Source organism: Nonomuraea sp. NPDC003754, assembly GCF_053605785.1.
Map to the genome: position 1 here is coordinate 234,484 of NZ_JBSGJX010000008.1, position 23,652 is coordinate 258,135.

Annotated in this window: 14 protein-coding genes; 12 read left to right on the top strand and 2 right to left on the bottom strand. The window is 74.2% G+C overall.

Going from position 1 to position 23,652, the window contains the following annotated elements; translation table 11 throughout:
• The first annotated feature begins 75 nt into the window (after window positions 1-75).
• From ACWEVS_RS13490 to ACWEVS_RS13500, 3 genes are read left to right on the top strand one after another with little or no spacing between them, the layout of a single operon-like run.
• A complete protein-coding gene (locus tag ACWEVS_RS13490; protein WP_452551626.1) occupies window positions 76-1,767 on the top strand; it encodes a protein kinase domain-containing protein in 1,692 nt (563 codons plus the stop codon).
• A gap of 57 nt (window positions 1,768-1,824) precedes the next feature.
• Window positions 1,825-2,172, top strand: a complete 348-nt coding sequence (locus tag ACWEVS_RS13495) for a PadR family transcriptional regulator (RefSeq protein ID WP_452551628.1) — start codon at window positions 1,825-1,827, stop codon at window positions 2,170-2,172.
• Window positions 2,169-2,783 (top strand): HAAS signaling domain-containing protein, encoded by a 615-nt coding sequence (locus ACWEVS_RS13500; RefSeq protein WP_452551630.1) that lies wholly within the window; start codon window positions 2,169-2,171, stop codon window positions 2,781-2,783. The genes ACWEVS_RS13495 and ACWEVS_RS13500 overlap by 4 nt, the downstream gene beginning before the upstream one ends.
• An 82-nt stretch (window positions 2,784-2,865) precedes the next feature.
• Here the strand turns inward: ACWEVS_RS13500 and ACWEVS_RS13505 are convergent, their stop codons facing one another.
• Window positions 2,866-3,933: a helix-turn-helix domain-containing protein gene (locus tag ACWEVS_RS13505; protein WP_452551632.1), complete on the bottom strand. Its 1,068-nt coding sequence runs from the start codon at window positions 3,931-3,933 to the stop codon at window positions 2,866-2,868.
• A gap of 401 nt (window positions 3,934-4,334) precedes the next feature.
• Here ACWEVS_RS13505 and ACWEVS_RS13510 point away from each other — a divergent pair, with 401 nt between their 5' ends.
• The 4 genes from ACWEVS_RS13510 to ACWEVS_RS13525 are packed head-to-tail and all read left to right on the top strand — an operon-like array spanning window position 4,335 to window position 5,938.
• Window positions 4,335-4,823: a hypothetical protein gene (locus tag ACWEVS_RS13510; protein ID WP_452551634.1), complete on the top strand. Its 489-nt coding sequence runs from the start codon at window positions 4,335-4,337 to the stop codon at window positions 4,821-4,823.
• Window positions 4,823-5,104: a hypothetical protein gene (locus ACWEVS_RS13515; protein WP_452551636.1), complete on the top strand. Its 282-nt coding sequence runs from the start codon at window positions 4,823-4,825 to the stop codon at window positions 5,102-5,104. The genes ACWEVS_RS13510 and ACWEVS_RS13515 overlap by 1 nt, the downstream gene beginning before the upstream one ends.
• 4 nt (window positions 5,105-5,108) lie before the next feature.
• The gene (locus ACWEVS_RS13520) at window positions 5,109-5,777 is read left to right on the top strand and encodes an HD domain-containing protein (protein WP_452551637.1); all 669 of its coding nucleotides are present in this window, start codon (window positions 5,109-5,111) and stop codon (window positions 5,775-5,777) included.
• An 8-nt stretch (window positions 5,778-5,785) separates the two neighbouring features.
• Window positions 5,786-5,938: a hypothetical protein gene (locus ACWEVS_RS13525; protein WP_452551639.1), complete on the top strand. Its 153-nt coding sequence runs from the start codon at window positions 5,786-5,788 to the stop codon at window positions 5,936-5,938.
• Window positions 5,939-6,010: 72 nt separating this feature from the next.
• Here the strand turns inward: ACWEVS_RS13525 and ACWEVS_RS13530 are convergent, their stop codons facing one another.
• The gene (locus ACWEVS_RS13530) at window positions 6,011-7,351 is read right to left on the bottom strand and encodes an FAD-binding oxidoreductase (protein WP_452551640.1); all 1,341 of its coding nucleotides are present in this window, start codon (window positions 7,349-7,351) and stop codon (window positions 6,011-6,013) included.
• A gap of 314 nt (window positions 7,352-7,665) precedes the next feature.
• Here ACWEVS_RS13530 and ACWEVS_RS13535 point away from each other — a divergent pair, with 314 nt between their 5' ends.
• From ACWEVS_RS13535 to ACWEVS_RS13555, 5 genes are all read left to right on the top strand, one after another.
• Complete coding sequence (locus ACWEVS_RS13535; protein WP_452551642.1) at window positions 7,666-9,387, top strand: ABC transporter ATP-binding protein; 1,722 nt, start codon at window positions 7,666-7,668, stop codon at window positions 9,385-9,387.
• Window positions 9,384-11,207, top strand: a complete 1,824-nt coding sequence (locus ACWEVS_RS13540) for an ABC transporter ATP-binding protein (RefSeq protein WP_452551643.1) — start codon at window positions 9,384-9,386, stop codon at window positions 11,205-11,207. The genes ACWEVS_RS13535 and ACWEVS_RS13540 overlap by 4 nt, the downstream gene beginning before the upstream one ends.
• A 708-nt stretch (window positions 11,208-11,915) precedes the next feature.
• Complete coding sequence (locus ACWEVS_RS13545) at window positions 11,916-13,076, top strand: thioesterase II family protein (protein ID WP_452551645.1); 1,161 nt, start codon at window positions 11,916-11,918, stop codon at window positions 13,074-13,076.
• Complete coding sequence (locus ACWEVS_RS13550; RefSeq protein WP_452551646.1) at window positions 13,073-18,157, top strand: amino acid adenylation domain-containing protein; 5,085 nt, start codon at window positions 13,073-13,075, stop codon at window positions 18,155-18,157. Before ACWEVS_RS13545 ends, ACWEVS_RS13550 begins: the two co-directional genes overlap by 4 nt.
• The gene (locus ACWEVS_RS13555; RefSeq protein ID WP_452551648.1) at window positions 18,154-23,652 is read left to right on the top strand and encodes a type I polyketide synthase; all 5,499 of its coding nucleotides are present in this window, start codon (window positions 18,154-18,156) and stop codon (window positions 23,650-23,652) included. Before ACWEVS_RS13550 ends, ACWEVS_RS13555 begins: the two co-directional genes overlap by 4 nt.

Here is a 23,652-nt window from a genome sequence, read left to right on the forward strand (position 1 = left end):
CGGTCGAACCGGACACTCCGTCCCGCACCACAGGCCATTCTGCGAGCCGCAGTCCCGCGATGATGTGAGGCATACGTGCGCATCGGTCCATACCGCATCCTCCGTCAGCTGGGACAGGGCGGGCAGGGCACGGTCTACCTGGGGCAGGACGAGCACGGCGGGCTCGCCGCCGTCAAGGTCATGACCGGCGGGATCGACCGTGCCTTCGCCCGCGAGGTCGCCGCGGCCCGCCAGGTCGCCGAGTTCTGCACGGCCCGCGTGCTGCGTGTCGACCTCGACCACCAGCCGCCCTACGTGGCCAGCGAGTACATCGACGGTCCCGCCCTCGCCGCCGTCGCGCCCGTGCGTGGCGCCGCGCTGACCAGGCTGGCCATCGGCACCGCCACCGCGCTGGCCGCCATCCACCGGGCGGGCGTCGTCCACCGCGACTTCAAGCCGGGCAACGTGCTCATCGGCCCCGACGGGCCCAGAGTGATCGACTTCGGCATCGCCAGGCTGGTCGACGTCACCGCGACCAGGGAGGGCGCGTCCGGCACGCCGCCGTACATGGCGCCCGAGCAGTTCCGCGGCCTGCCGGTGGGGCCGGCGTCCGACGTGTTCGCCTGGGGCGCGACGATGGTCCACGCCGCCAACGGGTGGCCGCCGTTCGGCAACGACACCTTCGCGGCCACCGCCTACCGCATCCTGCACAACGAGCCGGCCCTGGGCGAGCTGCGGGAACCGTTGCGCGGGATCGTCGCCAGGTGCCTGGCCAAGGACCCGGCGCTCCGGCCGTCGGCGCGTGACCTGCTGCTGGAGCTTCTCGGGGAGCGGGCGCCCGCGCAGGAGGACGCCGCCCTGCGCCACGGCGCCGAGGCGGCGCACGGCGGCGCCGTACCGACGGCCGGCGGCGTTGCAGGGGTGCCGGGCGGGGGCGGGGCGGTGCTCGGCGGCGCTGTACCGACCGAGGGCGTCGGGCGCGAGCGCCCGACGGCGGAGCGCGGGTCCGGTGTGGCGTCACGGCGGGCTCTCCTGGCGGGTGGGGTGGCGGCCGTGGTGGCCGCGGCGACCACCGGCGTGGTCCTGTGGCGCGGCTTCGGCACGCCGGGGGACGACATGGCCGACCAGCCGACCCCCACCGGCTCCTCGACGGCCCCGCCGACCTCCCGGGACCTCCCGCTCGCCCTGGAGAGCGCGGTCAACGTGACACCCATGGCCGACTTCACCTTCGAGGGGTTCCTGCCCCAGGGCACCTGGGCCACCAAGGCGCAGGGGAAGCTGTCCTACGATCACGACGCGGTGTCGTCGGTCGACACCCGCATGGACATGACGGTGACGGCGGAGAATCTCGAGCTGACCCAACGCGTGGTGCTCACCGAAACCGAGTACATCGACGGGAAGGAGGTGCCCGACCCGTCCCGAGCGCCGATCCTGTTGTACGCCCGGTGCCCTCACACCATGGGAGCGGTGGGCGTGATCGCCGATCTGGCCAGGACGACCGAGAACGTGAGCGCCTCGGGCCGCCGTTACGCCGGCGCGCTGGTCACCAGGAAGGCGTCGGCGCCGCTCGCGCGGCAGATCAGGGCGCTCCACGGCGACGAACGCACCGAGCGGGAAACCGGCGAGACCAGCCTGTCGTGGGTGCTGGTGCTGGACGGGCGGAACAGGCCGAAGACGTTCGAGCTCTCGTGGCATTTCCCGCTCGACGAGACGACCAAGCTCACCGCCAGGTTCACCACCACCTACCGTGACTGGCGCGAGGGCGAGGTTCGAGCGCCCGGCTCGTAGGAGCGCTACCTGCCCCACTACCATGCGAGACCTACTAGTAGGTGTTACCTTCCTCTCATGGCGGACGTGACGTCCAGGCGGACACAGTGGCTGCGCGGGGTGCTCGACCTCGCCGTGCTGGCCCTGCTCGCCGAGACCGGCGAGGACTACGGCTACGCCCTGCTCCAACGCCTGGACCGGGCCGGGATGCCCGACATGAAGGCGGGCACGCTCTACCCGCTGCTCAACCGGTTGACCACCGACGGCCTGCTGCGGGCCGAGTGGCGGGCCGGAGAGGGCGGGCCGGGCCGGAAGTTCTTCAGGCTAACCGACGAAGGCCGGGCGGCGCTCGCGACGCAGGGGCCCGAATGGGCGGCATTCGCGAAGACCGCGATCAGCGTGATCGAGCGAGGAGTCAAGGGATGACCGCTCTCGACAGGAAGTACCGCGAGGAGCTGACGCTGGCGCTGCGCCTGCGCGACATCTCGGGGGTCCGGGTCGGCGAGGTGCTGGCGGAGGTCGAGGCGCACGTCGCGGAGACGGGCGAGGACCCCACGACGGCGTTCGGCACCCCGAAGGAATACGCGGCGACGATCGCCGAACAGCTCGACACGCGGTCGGGTAAGCCCTCGACCCTCTACCAGGCGATCGGGGGGCTGGCCACGGGTGCGCTGGGTTACGTCGGCCTGACCCTGCTCTGGAGGGCGTTACGAGCGGACGGGCCCGCGGCGTCCTTCACCACGGCGGACACCGTCGGGGGGATCGCCTTCCTTGCCCTGATGGCGACCGGGATCTCCCTTTCCTTCCGCGCGGCCACCGCGCTCGCCAACGGCAAGCTGTACGGCGTGCTGGGCGGCTGCGCCCTGGTGGCCTCGCTCGCCTCCTTCCCTCTGTCGGAGGTCCTGCTCGACGACCAGACCTCGCTCGTCGAGGTCTCACGCTGGGTGGCGGTGGGCCTCGGGGTGGCGGCGGTCGCCGGTTCCCTGCTTCTCGTGGTCGGCGCCATCAGGCACGGCCGCGTCGTCGACCCCCGCTGAACGCACGCCGGTCCGGTCTCGCGGACCGGCGTGGCCCGCTGTGTGGGTCCGTTGATCGGCACGCGCCGCCGACGGACCGACCTTATTCGTCACTCCAGCGGCACGTGGCGCGGGCCGCGGATGCCGTCACGGTGGAGGTGTCGTGGGCGCGATGGGGCTGGTTGGCCAGGATGAGGGTCAGGCGTCCCGGTCCGGGGACCGGCCAGCTGCCCAGGGTGACCCAGGTGCCGCGATGGGCTTTCTGGTCGACGGTGACCGGTCCGCCCAGGTGCGGGGCGGTGGTGTCGTCGTCGTCGAGGTAGTAGTAGGCGGTGCCGGCCGACCGGCGGTCGTCGGCGATGAAGGCCTCGACGGTGCACCTGGCGTGCGGCCGGGTGTCGAAGTACCAGTTCACCAGCTGCGTGGCATGGCCCAGCTCGGACGTCACCTGCAGGAACAGCGCCGTGCCCGTGCAGCCGTCCTGCCTCCAGCCGCCGCCGGTCGGTCGCCAGCCGGGGTCGGCGTAGGACCATTCCGCCTGGCAGCCGAGGCCGTGCACCGCGCTCCAGGTGTTCGTGGCGGCAGGCGTGGCACGGCTTGGCGAGGAGCCCGTGACAGGGGCGCTCACCTGGGAGGGCGCGGCCTCAGGCAGGGCGGGCGACACCTTTGTCACGACGGGCCCGGGGCCGGCGGCCGTCTGCGTGCCGCCCAGGGCCGACATCCCCGCCGCGAAGAGGACGGCGGTCGCCGCCACGACCGCCGTCGTGATCACCCATCGCAGGGACTTCTTCCGCGTCAGGAGCCCGCGGCCGGCGCCGGGGTCCGCATGGCCCGCGACCGGGCCCTCGGCTGCGGCGCCCGGCTCATCGGTGCCGGCGCCTTCGCCGGCCGCCTGCTCGACAGGGTTGTGCCGCGCCGTCGATACGGTTCTGCCGGCGGCGATGACCTGTGCACGGCGGTCCACCCACGGCTGAGGATCGTCGACACCGAGAGCGTGAACCAGCGCTCGCAGCACGCCCTCCGACGGCAGACGATGCCCCTGCAGCGCCTGGCCGATGACCGACTTCGAGTAGGGCGCCTGGGCGCGCCGGGTCCGGTCCGCCAGCTCCCGTACCGACGGTGATCCCTGCTGCCGATGCAGCGCCCGTAACTCTCGGATGAAGACGTCCACCGGGTCCTCGCCGGGCCCCGGCCGGTGTCCTCGTCCATGCTCGGCTACCGGGTCGTCACGATCTGACACTCGCCTCTGTCCTCGCTTCCTCGCTGGTCATCCGCTGTCCGGGCCCGGCGGGTGCCTGGTCGTCGCCCGCGTGCGGCGTCCACCGACGGTGGACACGGCAGCAAGTGATCTCACACCCTCACGGCACACCGTCTCGCCCCTGACAGGAGTTCTTGGGAGATCTTTTCAGCGGATCACGGTCCTGGCCATCGCCGCCGCTCGGGGCGCCGCCCAGAACGGCCGCTCGTGGTCGGGACGCGTGGCCCGGCGGGCCGGGAGAGGGGCTACCTTCAGGCCAGCTGAAGGTTCATGGTAGGTTTCAGCCTGCCTGAAGGATGACCTGAGGAGGACCTGTGGAAGGTCTGCTGCTGTCGGTGCATGTGCTCGCCGCCATCGTGTTCGTCGGCGGTTCGGCCGTCGCGACGAGCCTGTTTCCCCGCTACGCGCCCGTCGCCGCCGGCGTAACGGCCGGCGCGGGCGCAGCCGACCCCTCGCCGCCACCCGATCAGGGCGACAGGAACCGGGCGGTGGCCGTCGCCCTGCACCGCATCACCCGGATTTACAGCATCCTCGGGCTCCTCGTGCCCGCCGCCGGGATCATCCTGGCCAGTGGCCAGGGCCGTATGGGCGAGATCTGGATCATCATCTCCATGGTTCTCACCGCCATCGCCGGCGGCCTGCTGGCCACGCAGATCTACCCGCGCCAGCGTGACGCGCTCAGCCGTCCCGACGACGGCAGGCGGTTGCGCCGGCTGTCGATGTTCACCGGGATCTACAACCTGGCATGGGCGACCGTCGTGGTCCTCATGATCGTCCGACCCGGCTCGGGCACGGGAGCGTGATGTCCGTGCGCGCCCTGCGGATCGCGGCCGGTCTCGAGACCGCCTCCCTGGTGATCCTCATCGTCAACCTGCTCACCGTGCACGCCAAGACGATCACGACGTTCGTCGGCCCGGTGCACGGCATGTGCTACGTCGCCGTCATCGGAGCCGTGTCGCTGGTCCCGCGGGCCTCCTCCGGCGCCCGCCGGCTTGCCTGCGTCCCGGCGGTCGGCGGCCTGCTCGCCCTGCGCCGCCTCCACTCCGACGTGCGACACCCCGCCCCCGGCGCCCAGGAAGGCTGACCCGATGGACACGTACGGCGACCTGCCCTTTCCCCGAACCGAGCCGGCGTTGAAGGCGATGCGCTTCGCCCGGGACATCGAAGAGCCGGCGATCTTCAACCACAGCATGCGCACCTACCTCTACGGGCGCTTCCTCGGCGAACAGCAGGGTCTGCGACCCGGCCATGACTACGACGACGAACTGCTGTTTTTGGGGTGTGTCCTGCACGACGTGGGGCTCAGCGACGAGGGCAACGGCGACCAGCGTTTCGACGTCGACGGCGCCGACGTGGCCGCGCGCTTCCTCACCGAGCAGGGAGTCGCGCCGGACAAGGTCGAGATCGTCTGGGACGCGGTAGCCCTCCACCTGTTCTTCGAGGTCGCCCACCGCAAGCGGCCCGAGATCGCGCTCGTGACGGCCGGCGCCGGATACGACCTCACCCCCGCGGCGGCGCACCCCCTCCCCGCGGGCTACGCCGATCGCATCCATGCCGTGCTGCCCCGCCTGCACGCCGCGGCCGCGCTGCGCGACGCGATCGTCGGCCAGGCGCTCGACAAGCCGCACAAGGCGCCGCCGTACAGCATGATGGGTGAGCTCGTCCGCCAGAAGACGCGGATGAGCTGGCCCACCTGGGACCAGCTCATGTCCCGGAGCCCCGGCTGGAACGACTTCGACGGCCTCGGCGGCGACTGACGCCCCTGGTGCGCGAAGACGGCGGGCGCGGGAGGCGGCCCGGCGTACCCGTCGCCGACCCCTCCCTCACCCCGCTCGTCTCCGTCTTCCTCGGGCTCCTGCACGACGTGGGCGCTGACATCACCGCCGGCTGGGCGGCCGGGGCCGACGCGCAGGACTGACCTCCGCACCTTCGGCCGGAGACACGGACGCTGAAGGACACCGACTCCGCCGGCGCCGGGGCGTCACGGCCCTCACGAAGCCGCGCGGGCGGCCGCGGCGGGCGGGATGTTGTGCGAGCGCCCGAGGATGTTGTCCGGGTCCCAGGCCCGCTTCACCTCGGCCAGCCGCGCGTGGTCGACGGGGGTGTAGGCGGCCGCGGTCCGGCCCGGGTCGGTGAGGAAGTTCAGGAACGACCCGCCGGTGACGTGCGGGCCCAGCCAGCCGGTCACCTCGCGCATCCGCTCGTCCACCTCGGCGGCGTCGCGGGAGCCGTCCAGGACGGCCGTCGTGATCACCGAGAACGGCACGTCGCGGTGACCGACCGGGCCGGCCCCCTCAGCGGGCCGCGCCATGGCCCCGCCCCAGTGGCGCAGCTCGATCGCGCTCACCGGCTGCTCCGCGCCCTTGACGATCGCCTCGATCGCGTCGTCCGGCACCTCGCGCAGCAGGTCGAGGTGCTGGCGCACGGCCATCGGCGGGGGAGGGGGCCCGCCGAACGCGGACGCAGCCTCCGCGAAGCTCATCGCCGCGAACCCGCCGGCCAGCGCCGGGCCCGCCGCGTCGACCAGCGGGGCCAGGCAGCGCTCGGCCGCCTCGGCACCGCCCGCGTAGAAGGCCCGTACGGCCAGCACCCACCCGCCCGTGTCCGGCATCCGCATGAGGATGATCGAGGTGTTCGACTCGTCGGGCTCGTCCGGCGCCCACTCCCGGTAGCGGGCCAGCGTGTCGGCCGCCCGCTCGGCGGGGAACAGGGTCATGCCCGCGTAGACGTCGGTGACCGGGTGCAGCGCGAACTCCAGCGACGTCACGACCGCGACGTTGCCGCCGCCGCCGCGCAGCGCCCAGAACAGGTCGGGATGCTCCTCGGCGCTGACCGTGAGGCGCCTGCCGCCGGCCGTCACGACCTCGGCGCTCAGCAGGTTGTCGGCGGCGTAGCCGTACCGCCGCGACAGCCAGCCGGTGCCGCCGCCCAGCGTGTAGCCGGCCACGCCGATCGCGGGCGTGCCGGACACGGGCGCCAGCCCGTACGGCGCGGCGGCGGCGATGACGTCGGACCACACCGCTCCTGCGCCGGCGCGCGCGGTGCGCCGTTCGGGATCGACCCGCACCTCGGCCATGCGGGAGGTCTTCAGCACGATGCCGCCGTCGGCCGGCACGAGAGTGCCGTGCCCGGTCGACTGCACGGCGAAGGGCACGCCGTGCTCGCGGGCGACGGCGATCGCGGCCCGGATGTCGCCCGGGCCCGCGGCTTCCACGACGGCGGCGGGCCGGGGGTCGATGGTCCGGTTCCACGCCTGCCGTTCGGTGTCGTAGCGCTCGTGGCCGGGGGTGAGGACAGCGCCTTTGACGAGGGCGCGCAGTGTGTCTTCCATGCCGTGATCGTCGCGGTGCCGGCCGCCTCCGGTCGTCGTACGAGGGAAGACTCCTTCGGCTACGACGCAGGAAGTACGGCCGTACGGCCCACGGCGGCCGGCAAAATCGGTTGTCCGCCAGGCCGGCCGTCTGGTGTACTCCCGGGCAGCGAGTCGTCGAGAAAGGGAGCGCAGCGATGCGGAGAGCGTTCATGTCCACCCAGCCGCGAACCTTCCCCGACCCCAAGGACATGACGCTTCGTGCACGCCTTGACCCCACCGACGGCGGCCTATGTAGCCGCCGGTAGACCCGCGCCGGGCGGTGACACCGCCCGATGACGACACCCATCACCGGCGTCCTGCGCGAGCTGCGGCCCGGACGCCGTTCCGCCGTGGCGCTCGCCGCCGCCATCAGCGCCGCCACGCTCCTGCCGCTGTCGGCGCCCCAGCTCACCCGCCGCTTCGTCGACGACGCCGGCGCCGGAGCCGGCACCCGCCACCTGGTCCTGCTCGCCCTGGCCTTCCTCGCGGTCGCCGTGGCCGCGCAGGCCGCGCGCGTGGTCACCGCCTGGCTCGCCGGCCGGCTCGCGTGGGACGGCACGAACCGGCTCAGGGAGCGGCTGGCCCAGCACGCCCTCGGCCTCGACATGGCCTTCCACGGCCGGCACACGCCCGGCGAGATGATCGAGCGGGTGGACGGCGACGTCGTGGCCGTCGCCCGATTCGTCGTCGCGTTCCTGATGGACGTCGTGGCGAGCCTGCTGCTGCTCGGCGGCGTGCTGGTCGTCGTGTTCGCCGTCGACCCCCTCATCGGCGGCGCGCTGCTGGCCTACTGCCTGCTCGCCGGCTTCGGGATGGCCCGCGCGCAGCGGCTGGCCGTACCGACGGCCGCCCGGTCGCGGGCGGCGAGCGCCATGCTCTTCGGCCACCTCGAGGAACGGCTGGCCGGCGCGGAGGACATCCGCGCCAACGGCGCGGGCGAGCACACCGTCTACCGCTTCCACCAGGTCGCCTCCTCCTGGTACCGGGAGGAGTTGCGGGCCTCGCGGATCGGCAGCGTCCTGCTGGCTTCGACCGGCGTGGCGTTCGCGGCCGGCACCGCGATCATCCTCGCCCTCGCCGCGTGGGCGCAGCAGGCGGGCACGCTCACCGTCGGCACCGCCGTCCTGCTGTTCCAGTACACGCTGATGGTCCGCGCGCCCTTCGAGCGGCTGATCGAGCAGCTGCGGCAGTACCAGTCGGCGCTGGCCGGGTTCGCCAGGGTCGGCGACCTGCTGGCGCGGCGGCGGGCGCTGCCCGACCCCGTGAACCCGCGTCCGCTGCCCGCCGCGGGACCGCTCGGCCTGGAGCTCGACGGCGTGGGGTTCGCCTACGGCGACGACGAGCAGGTGCTGTCGGGCATCACCCTGACGCTGGCGCCGGGCGAGACGCTCGGCCTGGTCGGCCGGACCGGCAGCGGCAAGACGACCATCGCCAGGCTCCTGCTGCGCCTGTACGACCCGACCGAGGGCGCGGTCCTGGTCGGCGGGCTGGACCTGCGCGCGGCCGATCCCGCCTCGGTGCGGCGGCGGGTGTGCGCGGTCACACAGGACGTGCAGCTGTTCGCCGCCGGCGTCCGCGACAACCTGACGTTGTTCCGGCCGCACGCGGACGATGACCGGCTGCGGACCGTCCTGGACGAGGTGGGTCTCGGCCCGTGGCTGGCCGGGCTGCCCGACGGGCTCGACACCGAGCTGCGCGGTGTCTCGGCCGGTGAGGCGCAGCTGCTCGCCTTCGCGCGGGCGTTCCTCGCCGACCCGGGACTCGTCATCCTCGACGAGGCCTCGAGCAGGCTCGATCCGGCCACCGAGCGGCGCGTCGAGCGGAGCATCGACCGGCTGCTGGCCGGCCGGACGGGGGTGCTCATCGCGCACCGGCTGTCGTCGCTGTCGCGGGTCGACAAGATCGCGGTCGTCGCCGAGGGCAGGATCGTCGAGTACGGCCGGCGCGCCGACCTCGCCGCCGACCCGGGCAGCCGGTTCGGGCGGCTGCTGGATCTGGCGGGGGTGCGCCGATGAGGGCCGCCCTGTTGGTCGCCGTCCGGCTGACCGGTTTCGACCTGCGCCGCTACCTGATCGGCGCGCTGCTGTGGCTGCCGGTCAGCGTCATCCCGCTGGCCGGCGGGCTGCTGCTGCGGGCGCTGTTCGACCACATCAGCGGGCAGCGCGCCGCCGCACTGGAGGTGTCGCTGTGGCTGTGCGCGGCGTTCGTGGGGGTCGAGCTGGTTCGCGGCGCCGTCCTGGTCGTCGCCTTCACCTACGGGGTCTACTGGTGGGACGCCGCCGCGACGCTGCTGCGCGCCAACGTGCTGCGGTCGGTCATGACCGCGCGCGGGCCCGCGGCGGCCAGGCTGCCGCACGCGCCGGGTGAGTCGGTGGGCCGGCTGCGCGACGACGTGAGCGACCTCGTCGAGCTCGCCGACGAGTCGGTGCCGCTCGTGGGGGCTCTCCTCTTCGGCGGCGCCGCGGTCGCGATCATGGTGTCGATCGACCCCCTGATCACCCTCGTGCTGGTCCTGCCGATGATCGGGATCGGGGTGCTGAGCCGGCTGATGAACGAGGTCGTCAGGCGGCTGCACCAGCGTGCCCGCACGCTCGGCGCGGCCGTGACCGCCTACGTCGGCGAGATGTTCGGCGCCGTCCTGGCGATCAAGACCGCGGGGGCCGAGGAGGCGGCGCTGGAGCGCCTGCGCCTGCACAACAGCAGGCGGCGCGCGGCCGCGGTCAAGGACGGCATGGCCACCGACCTGCTCGGCGCCGCGACGGCCGCGAGCGTCGAGGTCAGCATCGGCCTGGTCCTGCTGCTGTCGGCGGCGGCGATGCGCCGTGGCGAGTTCACGGTGGGCGACCTGGCACTGTTCACCAGCTACGTCGGCTGGCTGGCGGCCCTGCCGCGCACCGTCGGCGGGATCCTCTACCGGCTGCCGCAGGCCGTGGTCGCCACCGAGCGGCTCACCGGGCTGATGGCCGGCCACGAGGACGCCACGGACCTGTCCAGGAGCGGCGGCGTGTGGTTCCACCGCGAGCCGCCGCCCGCCGGCCCGGTGCCCGATCGCGCGGACCCGCTGGAGGTGGTCGAGATCCGCGGGCTGAGCGTGCGCCACGCCGGCGGCGGCCACGGCGTGCGTGAGGTCGACCTGACGGTCAGGCGGGGGTCGTTCACGGTCGTCACCGGCGCCGTCGGGTCGGGCAAGACGACGCTGGTGCGTGCCCTGCTCGGCCTGGTGCCGCTCACCGGTGGCACCATCGCCTGGAACGGGGTGCGCGTCGAGGACCCCGGCACGTTCATGGTGCCGCCCAGGGCGGCCTACGTGAGCCAGGTCCCGCGGCTGTTCTCCGCCTCGCTGCGCGAGAACCTGCTGCTCGGCCGGCCCGACGACCATCTGGCCGGCGCGCTGAGGCTGGCCGCCTTCGACGAGGACCTGGCCGGGATGCCGGACGGCGCGGCCACGATGGTCGGGCCGCGCGGGGTGCGGCTGTCCGGCGGTCAGGTGCAGCGGGCGACGGCGGCCCGCGCGCTGGTGCGGGCTCCGGAGTTGCTGGTCGTCGACGATCTGTCGTCCGCGCTGGACGTCGAGACCGAGATGCTGCTGTGGGACCGGATCGCCGCGGCCGGAGACGGCGGCGGCCCCGCGACGCTCGTGGTGGTGTCGCACCGGAAGGCGGCTCTGGAGCGGGCCGATCAGATCATCGTCCTCGACCGTGGGCGCGTCGCCGGCTGCGGCCGGCTGTCCGAGCTGCTGGACGGCTGCGCGGAAATGCGGCGGCTGTGGAGCGAGGAACTTTTCTCCGAGGCCGAAGAGGATCCGCATTATCCCTCTGGCCGGAGAAGCCACTGACAGGAAAAGTCGATATCAATTCCCTCTTCTGTTATCTCGCTGATTTCGCGGAGTTTCGGCTCCCCTCGAGGGAGCCGGACTACCGTGCAGAAAGGGACCGAAACCAGCGGATCCCGGCAAGGATGACGGCGCCTTGACACCGGACCGTTCAGCGAATCCGCTGTCGCCGCCACGCCCGCCCGACAAGATGACGATCTTGCTATTGCCGCCTTTCCTATCTTCAGGCAGGGGAGGCGAATTCCGCTCACTTCGCCGCCAGAGGGCCCACGGGTATGGGTGTGACCGAATCCTCGATTTGGTCGCAGGACGTAAAGAGCAGCCTATATCACCTGAATGCCGATACGAGAAGGCCCCAAGTGTACGAGCTGCCGGCTGGGCATCGGATGGCGGGCCGCGATAAGCGCCGTTGACGCCTCCCGTTAGGAGTCGATATAAGAGGTTCTGACCGCGAATGCGGCAAAACCGGGGCACGACGTACATTCTTGTACGGGATTCAATTTCCAGTGTTTTTGCAGCTCTGCCGAGGAGCGCTCGCACCATGGCGACGAAGCAATCCCCTCCTGCGCGACCGACACCCTGGCCACCCAGTCCCGTCCTCACCGTCGCACGCGACACCCGACGCGGCGGGGGAGGTGCGCAGCGATCAGCGGCCAGCTGACCGCGGCTCCGCGCGGCCCCCTCCAGGCCACCGCGCGCCGCGCCCGCACGTTGTTCTGCCTCCCCTTCGCCGGCGGCGGCGCCAGCGCCTTCTCCCCCCTGCAGCGGGCCCTCACCGGCCTCCAGGTGGTGGCGCTCCAGCTGCCCGGCAGGGAGAACCGGCTCGCCGAGCCGCCCGCCTTCACCGTCGAGGAGGTCGCCGACCAGATCGCCCCGGCCACCACCTCCCCCTACGCCCTGTACGGGCACAGCATGGGCGCGCGGCTGGCCTTCGAGGTGGTCAGGGAGCTGCGCCTCCGTGGCCTGCCCCCGCCCGTACGCCTGTACGTGGGCGCCGCCCACCCGCCCCACCTCAGGGTGCCGCTGGCGGCCACCGCCGACCTGCCCGACGAGGCGTTCATCGACCAGCTCGTACGGCGCGCCGGCGCGCTGCCCGAGCTGAGGGACGAGCCCGAGCTGCGCGAGCTGATGCTGCCCCTGCTGCGATCCGACATGGCCTGGATCAAGCGCTACCGGTACACCCCCGAACCTCCGCTGGACACCCCCGTCGTGGCCGTGGCCGGTCTGCACGACGGCGAGGTGGCCCCGCCCGACATGCTGGGCTGGGCCAGGCACACCGCCGCCGGCTTCGGGCTGCGCACCGTGCGCGCCGGCCACCTGTTCGTCAAGGACGCGCCCGAGGAGCTGGCCCGCCTGATCACCGCCGACCAGGCCGAACAGGTCGACGGACCGGAGGCGGACGAGGTCCACCTCTGGCTGGCCGACCGCCCGGCCGGCGCGAAGGAGGTGCTGAGCCGCTACGGCGGCACCCCCGTGGCCGGCCTCGCCGAAACCGGCGGGCTGACCCTGATCGCCGTCACCCGCGACCACCGGGCGGGCGTGGCCCTGCGGCTGACCACCGCGGCCGAGCCCGTCGAACTGTCCGAGCTCGACCCTGGCGAGCGCGAGCAGATCGAGGACGCGGCGGAGGAGGACCGGCACTGGCTCGCCCAGCGCGCCGTCACGGCCAGGCGGGCGCTCGTCGCGGGCGCGGGCCGCGGCGCGCCGGGCCCCTTCGCCGACCTCGGCGATGGCGGCCCGTGGCAGGTCGACGGCTGGCACGTGCTCCACCTGCCCCTGCACACCCCGCGCGGCCAGGCGCAGGCGGCGGTCGCCGTGCCGTACGGGCCGGCCAGACCGGCGCTGTTCACGCTGGAGGGCCGGACCGGATGACCGACGTGAAGCCGGGCCCGCTCCTGCACGAGCTGGTCACCGCCCAGGCCGACCGCACGCCCGACGCCGTCGCCGTCCGCCAGTGGGACCGGCGCCTGACCTACCGCGAGCTCACCCGCGCCGCCAACGCGCTGGCGCACCGCCTGCGCGGGCACGGGGTGGGCCCCGAGACGCGCGTCGGCGTCTGCGCCAGGCGCACCCCCGACCTGCTGGTGTCGGTGCTGGGCGTCCTGCTGTCCGGCGGCGCCTACGTGCCGCTGGACCCCTCCCATCCCCGCGAACGGCTGCTGACGATCGTCGAGGACGCCGCCATCGACCTCGTCGTCGCCGACCCCGCGGGCGACCGGACGCTGGCGGGCGCCCCCGTCGTGCTCCTGCAGCCGGACGCCGGCGCGGCGCCCGAGCCGCCCGCGCGGCGCACCCACCCGGCCGGCGCGGCCTACGTCCTGTACACCTCGGGCTCGACGGGACGGCCCAAGGGCGTCGTGGTGAGCCACGACGCGGTGGTCTCCTTCGTCACGATGGCGGGCGGGCGGTTCGAGCTGGGCGAGGGCTGCCGCTCGATCGGCTTCGCCGCGCTCGGGTTCGACGTGTCGGTGCTGGACATCTTCGCCCCGCTGGCCAGGGGCGGAGCGGTCATGCTCGTGCCCGACGAGGACAGGGTCGACCCGGCCAGGCTCCAGCGCTTCCTCGAAGGCCACGAGGTCACCTGGGGCACCATCCCGCCCGCCCTGCTGCCGCTGCTGGACCCCGACCGGCTGCCCTCGCTCGCCGACCTGCTCACCGCGGGCGAGCCCGCCGGTCCCGAGCAGGTCGCGCGCTGGGCCAGGCCGGGCGGGCGGCGCTTCCACAACTGGTACGGCCCGACCGAGACCACGGTGTGCGTCGTCGGCACCGAACTCGAGGGCGCATGGGACCGGCCGTTGCCGATCGGCCACGCCCTGCCGGGCTGCACCGCGCACGTCCTGGACGACCAGCTCGACCCCTGCCCTGCCGGTGTGCCGGGCGAGCTCTACATCGGCGGCCCGCAGCTGGCCCGCGGCTACCTCGACCGGCCCGGCCTGTCGGCCGAGCGGTTCGTCCCCGACCCCTACGGCCCGCCCGGCGCGCGCCTGTACCGGACCGGCGACAGGGTCGTGCTCGACGCCGACGGCCGGATCGGCTTCCTCGGCCGCCTGGACCGGCAGGTCAAGGTGCAGGGCCAGCGTGTCGAGATCGGCGAGATCGAGTCCGTGCTGCGCGCCCACGAGGGCGTCCGCCAGGCCGTCGCCGACCTGGACACCGGGGCCGGCGGGCTGAAGGAGCTGACCGCCTACCTGACTCCCGAGGACGCCCCCGACCTGGCCGGGCTGCGCGCCCACTGCCTGCGGACGCTGCCCGCCTACATGGTGCCCACCAGGGTGGTGCGCCTGCCGGTCCTGCCGATGACGGTCAGCGGCAAGGTGGACATGGTGGCACTGCGCGCCCACCGGCCGTCCACGGCACCGGCGCGGGGCGGTCTGCCGCGAAGCGCCGAGGAGCGCGCCGTCGCCGCGGTGTGGGCCGGGACGTTCGAGAGCGCCGAGCCCCGGCTCGACGACGACTTCTTCGCGGCCGGCGGGCACTCCCTGCTGGCCATGCGCCTGACCGCGGGCCTGCGAGTCCGGCTGCGCAGGGAGATCGCCGTCGAGGACGTGCTGTCCGGCCGTACGGTGGCGGGCATCGCCGCGCGCGTGGCCGGCGCGCCGCCGCTGCACGAGGCGCCCGGGGTGGCGCCCGCCGCGCTGTCGGCGATCCAGCGGCGGATGTGGTTCGTCGAACGGCTCGCGCAGGGAACGCCCGTCCACAACATCGCGATGGCGCAGCGCCTGTCGGGCAGGCTCGACGTCGGCGCGCTGCGCGCCGCCCTGGCCGCCGTCGCCCGCCGCCACGAGGTGCTCAGGTGGCGCGTGCCGGAGTCCGGCGGTGTCCCTGCCGTCGCCGTCGACCCGCCCGGCGAGGTGCCGCTTCCCGTGGAAGAGGTCACCGGGGAGCAGGTGCGCGAGCGGTTGCAGGCCGCGGCGGCCGAGCCGTTCGACCTGGCCGGGGGCCCGCTGTGGCGGGCGCGCCTGCTGCGCCTGGGCGGCGACGAGCACGTCCTGGCCGTCACCGCGCACCACATCGTCTTCGACGGCTGGTCGCAGTCGGTGCTCTACGACGACATCGGCCGCGCCTACCGCGGCGAAGCGCTCGCCCCGCTGCCCGCGACGTTCGGCGGCTACGTCGCCTGGCTCGGCGGCAGGGAGGCCACGGCGGACCTCGACTGGTGGAGCGCCCACCTCGACGGCGCCCCGACCGTGCTCGACCTGCCGAGGGACCGCCCGCGGCCGGCCGTGCAGACCTTCGAGGGCGCGAGCGCGAGCGCCGAGGCGGACCCGGCGGTCAGCGCCGCCGTCCGGGCGCTCGCGGCACGCCTGGGGGCCACGCCGTACGCGGTCATGCTGGCCGCCTTCGCCCAGGTGCTGCGCCGCCTGACCGGACAGCGGGACCTCGTCGTCGGCACCCCCGTGGCCGACCGGCGCGACCCGGCGCTGGAGCCGATGGCCGGATGCCTGGTGCAGATGCTGCCCGTGCGGATGCGCGTGGCCGACGGCGAGGCGTTCGCCGCGCACGTGACGCGCTGCCAGGCGACGCTGTCGGACGCGTTCGCCCACCTCGACGTGCGGCTCGAGCGGCTGGTCGACCGGCTGGGCCCCGGCCGCGACCTGTCGCGCAACCCGCTCATCCAGGTGCTGTTCAACATGTACGACTTCACCGAGCCCCGCCTGAGCCTGCCCGGGATCACCGCCACCCCGCTGCCTCCCGGACTGCCGGGGTCGCTGTTCGACCTCACCCTGTACGTCGGCGAGCGGCAGGGCCGCCACGTCCTGCAGGCCGTCTACAACCCGCGGCTGTTCCGGGCCGAGCGGGTCGAGGCGCTGCTGGCGGGCTATCTCAGGCTGCTCGGCGACCTGGTCGCCGCGCCCGACGAGCCGGTACGGCACGCCGCCCTGCGCCCCGCCACGATCGACCCGCCCGACGACGCCGCTGTCCTGCCCGGCGGGACCGCGGCGCCGCCCGCTGTCCTGCCCGGTGGCGCATCGCCGCCCGATGGCACCGCAGCGCCGCCCGCTGTCCTGCCCGGCGGCGTTCCGGCGCCGCCCGGCGGCGTTCGGGCGCTGCCGGGGGGAACGGCGGCGCTGCCCGGCTGGAGCGGCTCCGGGATCGTGGAGCGCGTCCTGCGGCAGGCGGCCGCCCATCCGCGGCGGGTGGCCGTCAGCGGCGAAGGCGGCGAGCTGACCTACGCCGCGCTGGCCGCGACGGTGACGGCGACGGCGGCACGGGTCGCGGCGGCGGTGCGGCCGGGGGAGGCGGTCGCCGTCCTGGCCGCCCGGCGAACCGAGCTGCCCGCCCTGCTGCTGGGCGTCCTGGCGGCGGGGGCGCGCTGGGCCGTCCTCGACTCCGCGCTGCCGCCCGCCAGGCTGGAGGCGCAGGCCAGGGCGGCCGGCGCGCACGCCATGATCGCCTGCGAGGGGGTGGCGGTCCCACCCGAGCTGGACCGGCTGCCTCGCCTCACCCAGCCCGCCGCCCCCGGCGCGCGCCCCCGGGACGAGCTCCCCTTCGTGCCTTTAGAGCGGCGGGGGTATCTGTCCTTCACCTCCGGCACCACCGGAGCGCCCAAACCGGTCCGCACCGGCGAGCGGCCGCTGGCCCGCTTCCTCGCCTGGTACCCCGCCGCCTTCGAGCTCACGGCCGGCGACACCTTCGCCCTGCTGGCGGGCCTCGCGCACGACCCGCTGCTGCGTGACGCGTTCACCCCGCTCGTGCTCGGCGCCCGCCTGTGCGTGCCCCACCAGGACCACGTCCGCGACCCCGCCAGGCTGTCGGCGTGGCTGCGGGACCAGGCCGTCACCGTCGCCCACCTCACCCCGCAACTGGCCACCCTCGTCGCAGCGGCGGGCACGCCGCTGCCGGACCTGCGGCTGGCGGTGTTCGGCGGCGACCGGCTGACCTGGGCGGAGGTGGCCAGGTTCGCGAAGGTCGCCCCGCGAGCCGGCATGGTCAACGCCTACGGCACGACCGAGACGCCGCAGATCCAGGCGATGCACCTCATCACCGGGATCACCGGGACCGGGATCTCCGGGACTTCCGGAATCTCCGGGCCGGGCGGCGACAGCGGCGACCCCGTGCCGGTCGGCCACGGCGTCGACGGCGCCGAACTGCTGGTGCTGGACGCCGGTGGCGCGCCCGCCGCGGTAGGGGAGCTGGGCGAGGTGATGGTCAGGAGCCGCCGCCTGGCCGACGGCTACCTCGACGAGGACCTCACCAAGGAGCGCTTCACCGTCGAGGCCGACGGCGTGACCGGCCGCTACCGCACGGGCGACCTCGGCAGGTACGACCCCGACGGCGGCGTGGTGGTGGCCGGCCGGGAGGACGGCCAGGTCAAGATCCGCGGCTACCGGGTCGAGCTGGGCGAGATCGAGCACGCGCTGCTGGCCCACCCCGGCGTGCGGGCCGCCGTCGCCGTGGCCGTCGACCAGCCGGGCGGCCAGGTCACGCGCGCCTACGCCGTACCGGCGAGCGCGGCGACGCAGGCCGGCGAACTGCAGCGGCACCTGCGCGCCTGCCTGCCCGACCACGCGGTGCCCGCCGACCTGGTCCTGCTGCCCGCGCTGCCCCTGACCCCCAACGGCAAGGTGGACAGAGCCGCGCTGCCCGCGCCGGCGCCCAGGCCCGCCCCCCGGCGCGGCGAGGAGCCCGCCACCGGCACCGAACGGCTCATCGCCGGCGTCTGGCGCGAGATCCTCGGCCGGCCGAGGATCTCGGCCGGCGAGAACTTCTTCGAGATCGGCGGGCACTCGCTCGCCACCGCACAGGTCCAGGCCCGTCTCGCCGCCGCGCTCGGCAGGGACGTGCCGATCGTCGACCTCTTCCGCTTCCCGACCGTCCGCGCGCTGGCCGCCCACCTCGACGGCGAGCGCCGCACGGCCGGACCGGAGCGCGCCGCCCGACGCATCGCGGCGCGCCAGGCACGACCGTCATCTCGCAGGCCCTACCAGGCCAGACAGGAGAACAAGGAATGACCGGTCCGGCGAACCACGTACCCGAGCAGGCCGTCGAGCCCATCGCGGTCATCGGCCTGGCCTGCCGAGTGCCAGGCGCCGCGGACGTGCCCGCGTTCTGGCGCAACCTGGTCGACGGGGTGGAGTCCGTCAAGTTCTACACGCGCGAGGAGCAGGAGGCGCTCGGCGTCCCCGACTACATGCTCGACGATCCGACCTTCGTGCGGGCGGCCTCGGTGGCCGAGGACTACGGCGGGCTCGACGCGGCCTTGTTCGGGATGTCTCCCAGGGAGGCCGAGCTGCGTGACCCGCAGCAGCGGATGTTCCTCGAGCTGTCCAACACCGCTCTGGAGGACGCCGGCTACGACCCGTCCCGCTACCACGGGGAGGTAGGGGTCTACGGGACCATCGGGTCGGACGAATACCAATGGCTGTACATCCGCCCCAACCGCAAGGTGTTCGCCTCCGTCGGCAACCTCGCCGTCTTCACCGGGAACCACCCCGACTATCTGGCGACGCTCGTCTCCTACAAGCTCGACCTGCGCGGGCCCAGCGTCACGATGCACACCGCCTGCTCCTCCTCGCTGGTGGCCGTCCACGTCGCCTGCGAGGCGTTGCGCGCCGGCGAGTGCGACATGGCGCTGACCGGCGGTGTCTCCCTGGAACTGCCCGCCGAGTGGGGCTACCAGTACCACCAGGACGGCATCTACGCCGGCGACGGGCACTGCCGCACCTTCGACGCCGCCGCGCAAGGCACCATCTGGGGCGGTGGCGGTGGCGTCGCCGTCCTCAAGCGGCTGTCGGACGCCATCGCCGACGGCGACCACATCCGCGCCGTCGTCGTCGGCAACGCCATCAACAACGACGGCGCCACCAAAGTCGGCTTCTCGGCCCCCAGCGCCGAGGGCCAGGCCGCCGCCGTCTCGCTGGCGCTGGGCGTCGCCCAGGTCGACCCGCGCACCGTCACCTACGTCGAGGCCCACGGCACCGGCACCGCCCTCGGCGACCCGATCGAGGTGGCCGCCCTGTCGAGCGTCTTCAGCCGGGACACCGACGAGGCCGGCTGGTGCGGCATCGGCTCGGTGAAGACCAACATCGGCCACCTCGGCCCGGCCGCGGGCATCGCCGGCTTCATCAAGGCCGTGCTGGCCGTCGAGAACGGCATGATCCCGCCGAACCTCCACTTCGAGAAGCCCAACCCGCGCATCGACTTCGGCACCAACCCCTTCTACGTCGCCTCGCAGCTGGCCAAGTGGGAGACCGACGGCTTCCCCCGCCGCGCGGGCGTCAGCTCCTTCGGCATCGGCGGCACCAACGCCCACATCGTCATGGAGCAGGCGCCGCCCGCCGCCGTGCCCACCACCCAGCCGCGCCCCGCCCACCTGCTGCAGCTGTCGGCCCGCACGCCCACCGCGCTGGAGGCCGCCGTGCGCCGGCTGGCCGACCGGCTCGACGGCGCCGAGATCGACCTGGCCGACGTGGCCTTCACCCTGCGCAAGGGCCGGCGCGAGATGACCCACCGCGCCGCCGTGGTCGCCGCCGACGCCGCCGACGCCGTCGCCGCGCTGCGTGACGCGCGCCGCCTGGTCAAGGGCAAGGCGGGCAAGCCGCGCGTGGCCTGGCTGTTCTCCGGGCAGGGCGCGCAGTACGCCGGCATGGGCGCCCAGCTGTACCGCACCGAGCCGGTCTTCGCCGCGGCCGTCGACGAGTGCGCCGAACTCCTGCACGAGGACCTCGGCCGCGACATCAGGACCCTGATGTTCCCCGCCGACGACGAGCGCGAGCAGGCCGAGGAGCAGCTGCGCCGCACCGCGCTCACCCAGCCCGCGCTGTTCACCCTCGAATGGGCGCTGGCACAGCTGTGGCGCTCGTGGGGCGTGGAGCCGGCCGCCATGATCGGCCACAGCATCGGCGAGTACGTCGCCGCCACCTGCGCAGGCGTCTTCGATCTGCCTGACGCGCTGCGCCTGGTGGCCGCCAGGGGCAGGCTCATGCAGAGCATGCCGGAGGGCTCGATGCTCGCCGTGCGCCTGGACGAGGACGAGGTGCGCCGGCAGCTGCCCGACGGGCTGTCGATCGCCACCGTCAACGGCCCCGGCACCTGCGTCGTGGCCGGGCCGACCAGCCTGGTCGAGGAGTTCGCCGCCCACCTGGAGGAGGCCGGCGTCGGGCACACCCGGCTGCGCACCTCGCACGCCTTCCACTCCCCGATGATGGACCCCGTCCTCGGCGACTTCCACGACATCGTCGCCCAGGCCGAACGGCACGCGCCGAGCATGCCGTTCCTGTCCAACGTCACCGGCACCTGGATCACCGCGCAGGACGCCGTCGACCCCGCCTACTGGACCCGCCACCTGCGCGAGGCCGTCAGGTTCGGCGACTGCGTGGCGACCCTGGCCGCCGAAGGGGAATGGCGCCTGCTGGAATGCGGCCCCGGCCGCCAGCTCGTCGGCCTGGCCCGCACCCAGCTGCCGCGCACCGGGCCGGCGCCGCTGGCCAGCCTGCCCGGCCCCGCCGACCCCAAGCAGGACCTCGAGGTGCTCTACGCCGCGGCGGGGGAGCTGTGGACCTGCGGCGTCCCCCTCGACGCCGACGCCTTCGGCGACCCGGCCCGCCGGGTCCCGCTGCCCGCCTACCCCTACGAGCGCACCCACCACTGGGTCCAGACGCCCATCGACTCCCAGCTGATCTACCCGCTGCCGCCGCGGGCGGGCGCGCTCCCACCGGAGGAGTGGTACTCCGTCCCCACCTGGCGGCAGACCCCCCTGGCCGTCACCGCGAGCCCGGCCACCTGGACCGGCCGCCAGGTCGTGTTCGCCGGCGAGGCCGCCGCGCCGCTGGTGGCGGCGCTGCGGACGGCAGGCGCCGACGTCGTGCCGGTCGTTCCCGGCCAGGCCTACGGCGTGGCCGCCGACGGCACCGTCTCCCTCAGGCCGGGCCACCGCGAAGACTACGAGACGCTGCTGGCCGACGTCGGCGTCCCGGCCCGGGTCATCCACGCCTGGGCCCTCGACGGCGCGCCGGCCACCGGCGTCCAGGACACCCTCGACGCCCAGGACGTGGGCTTCCACAGCCTGCTCGGCCTCGTTCAGGCCCTGGCCCAGGCCGAACGCGAGCACGACGTCCACCTCGACGTCGTCACCGCCGCGACCCAGGGCGTCACCGGCCCCGACCTGACCAGACCCGAGCACGCCACGGTGGCCGGCATCGCCAAGGTCGTCCCGCTCGAGGCCCGCTGGCTGTCGGTGCGCCACATCGACCTGGAGTCGCCGACCGGCGACCTGGCGGCCCTGCTGACCGAGCTGGCCGCCACACCCGAGGAGCCGGAGGAGGGCGTGCCGCCGTCCCCCGTGGCCCTGCGGGCCGGCCGCCGCTGGGTGCGCGGCTACCAGCAGGTGCCGCTGACCGCCACGGACGAGCCGGCGAACCTGCGCGAGCAGGGCGTCTACGTCATCACCGGCGGCCTCGGCGGCATCGGCCTGACCCTGGCCGAGGACCTGGCCGCCCGCCTGCGTGCCAGGCTCGTCCTGCTCGGCAGGTCGGGGCTGCCCCCGCGCGAGCAGTGGGACGCCCTCGAACCGGCCGATGACCGCACGGGCCGCGCCGTCCGTGCCGTCCGCAGGATGGAGGCAGCGGGAGCCGAGGTGCTTGTCCTGGCCGCCGACGTCACCGACCCCGAGGCGCTCCGGCGGGTCAGGGCGGCCGCCGTCGACAGGTTCGGCCGCGTCGACGGCCTCATCCACGCCGCGGGCCTGCCCGGCGGCGGCATGGCCGAGGTCAAGGAGCGCGCGGCGGCCGACCTCGTCATGGCGCCCAAGCTGGCGGGCACGATCGCCCTCCGCGAGGCGTTCGGCGACCTCGACCTCGACTTCGTGCTGCTGTGCTCGTCGGTGACCGCCGTCGCCGGCGGCTTCGGCCAGGTCGACTACTGCGGCGCCAACTCCTTCATGGACGCCTACGCCCACACCTGGCCAGGCCGGGTGCTGTCGGTCAACTGGGGCGCCTGGCTGGAGGTCGGGATGGCGGCCGAGGTCGCCGCGCCCGTGGCCTTCCGCGCGCTGCAGCGCGGCGACCGGGTCTCCTCGGTCGCCCACCCCGTGCTCACCCACCGGCACGAGACCCCGGGCCGCACCCCCTGGTACAGCGGGACGGTCGCGCCCGAGACCCACTGGATCCTGGCCGACCACCGCATCGGCGCGGTGCCCGTGATACCGGGCACCGCCTACCTGGAGAGCGCCGCCGCCGCCTTCCGCGACAGCGTGCCCAGCCCCGGCCCCGGCTACCGGATGGAACTGCGCGACGTGGCCTTCGTCGCGCCGCTGCCGGTGGCCGACGGCGGCAGCGCCGAGCTGCGCGTGCTGCTGACCCCCAGCGGCGACGGCATGGAATTCGAGGTCGTCAGCGTCGTCGGCGGCCGCTCCCACCAGCACGCCAGGGGCGCGGCGGCCTGGGTCCGCACCGACCAGGAGCACACCGACGACCTGGCCGACGTACGCGCCCGCTGCTCCCTGGCCGGCACCGACGACGTCTCCAGCATCTTCACCTCCGCCTCCGGCCTGCTGTCGTTCGGCCCGCACTGGACCAGCCTGCGCTCGATCCACCTCGGGCAGAACGAGGCGCTGGCCCGGCTGGAGGCGGGCCCGCAGGTCGCGGCCGAGACCGGGACGTTCACCATCCACCCGGCGCTGCTCGACGAGTCCACCGCCTTCCTCGACCCCTCGGACGAGCACCCATACTTGCCGCTCGGCTACGGCAGGCTCGTGGTGCACGCCCCGATCCCGCCGCGGGTGTGGAGCCACGCCGTCCGCCGCGACGGCGGCGGGGGCGAGATCGTCGCCGCCGACTACACCCTCTACGACGACGACGGCGGCAAGGTCCTGACGATCTCCGACTTCGTGCTGCGCAGGATCGACACGGCGGCCGTCACCCAGTCCGTCGACGACGGCGCCAAGGAGAGCGTCGAGGACCAGGCCGTGAACGAGGAGTCGGCCGCCGCCGGCATGGCCATGGACCTCGACGGCGCCAAGTCCGGCATCTCGCCGGCCGCCGGCGCCGACGCCTTCCGCCGACTGCTGTCGGTCGGCCTGGGCACCCAGGTCGTGGTCAACGCCACCCCGCTGGAAGAGTTCGTCGCGGGCGTCCGCGACCTGACCCAGGACACCGTCGCCGAGGAGCTGGACGCGGCCGCGGCAGGGGAGGCCGCCACGGCCCTGGACACCGACCACGTCGCGCCGCGCAACGAGCTGGAGAGCACGCTGGCCGGACTGTGGGGCGAGGTGCTCGGCGCCAAGCAGGTCAGCGTCGAGCAGGACTTCTTCGAGTTCGGCGGCAACTCACTCGTCGCCGTCCAACTGATCGCCCTCATCAGGAAGAAGCTCGGCGTCAGGCTGCCCATGCGCAGCCTCTTCCAGGTCCCGACGGTGGCGGGCATGGCCGCGCTGGTGGAGGAAATGCGCGGCCGGCAACCGGACAAGCAGGTGGCCCTGACCAGGCTGCCCCGGCACGAAAGGGCGTGA

Excerpts from the sequence above, each read along its gene's own strand:
- ACWEVS_RS13520 (WP_452551637.1), top strand. The coding sequence starts at position 5,109 with ATGGACACGTACGGCGACCTGCCCTTTCCCCGAACCGAGCCGGCGTTG.
- ACWEVS_RS13540 (WP_452551643.1), top strand. The coding sequence starts at position 9,384 with ATGAGGGCCGCCCTGTTGGTCGCCGTCCGGCTGACCGGTTTCGACCTG.
- ACWEVS_RS13515 (WP_452551636.1), top strand. The coding sequence starts at position 4,823 with ATGTCCGTGCGCGCCCTGCGGATCGCGGCCGGTCTCGAGACCGCCTCC.
- ACWEVS_RS13495 (WP_452551628.1), top strand. The coding sequence starts at position 1,825 with ATGGCGGACGTGACGTCCAGGCGGACACAGTGGCTGCGCGGGGTGCTC.
- ACWEVS_RS13535 (WP_452551642.1), top strand. The coding sequence starts at position 7,666 with ATGACGACACCCATCACCGGCGTCCTGCGCGAGCTGCGGCCCGGACGC.
- ACWEVS_RS13555 (WP_452551648.1), top strand. The coding sequence starts at position 18,154 with ATGACCGGTCCGGCGAACCACGTACCCGAGCAGGCCGTCGAGCCCATC.
- ACWEVS_RS13530 (WP_452551640.1), bottom strand. The coding sequence starts at position 7,351 with ATGGAAGACACACTGCGCGCCCTCGTCAAAGGCGCTGTCCTCACCCCC.
- ACWEVS_RS13500 (WP_452551630.1), top strand. The coding sequence starts at position 2,169 with ATGACCGCTCTCGACAGGAAGTACCGCGAGGAGCTGACGCTGGCGCTG.
- ACWEVS_RS13550 (WP_452551646.1), top strand. The coding sequence starts at position 13,073 with ATGACCGACGTGAAGCCGGGCCCGCTCCTGCACGAGCTGGTCACCGCC.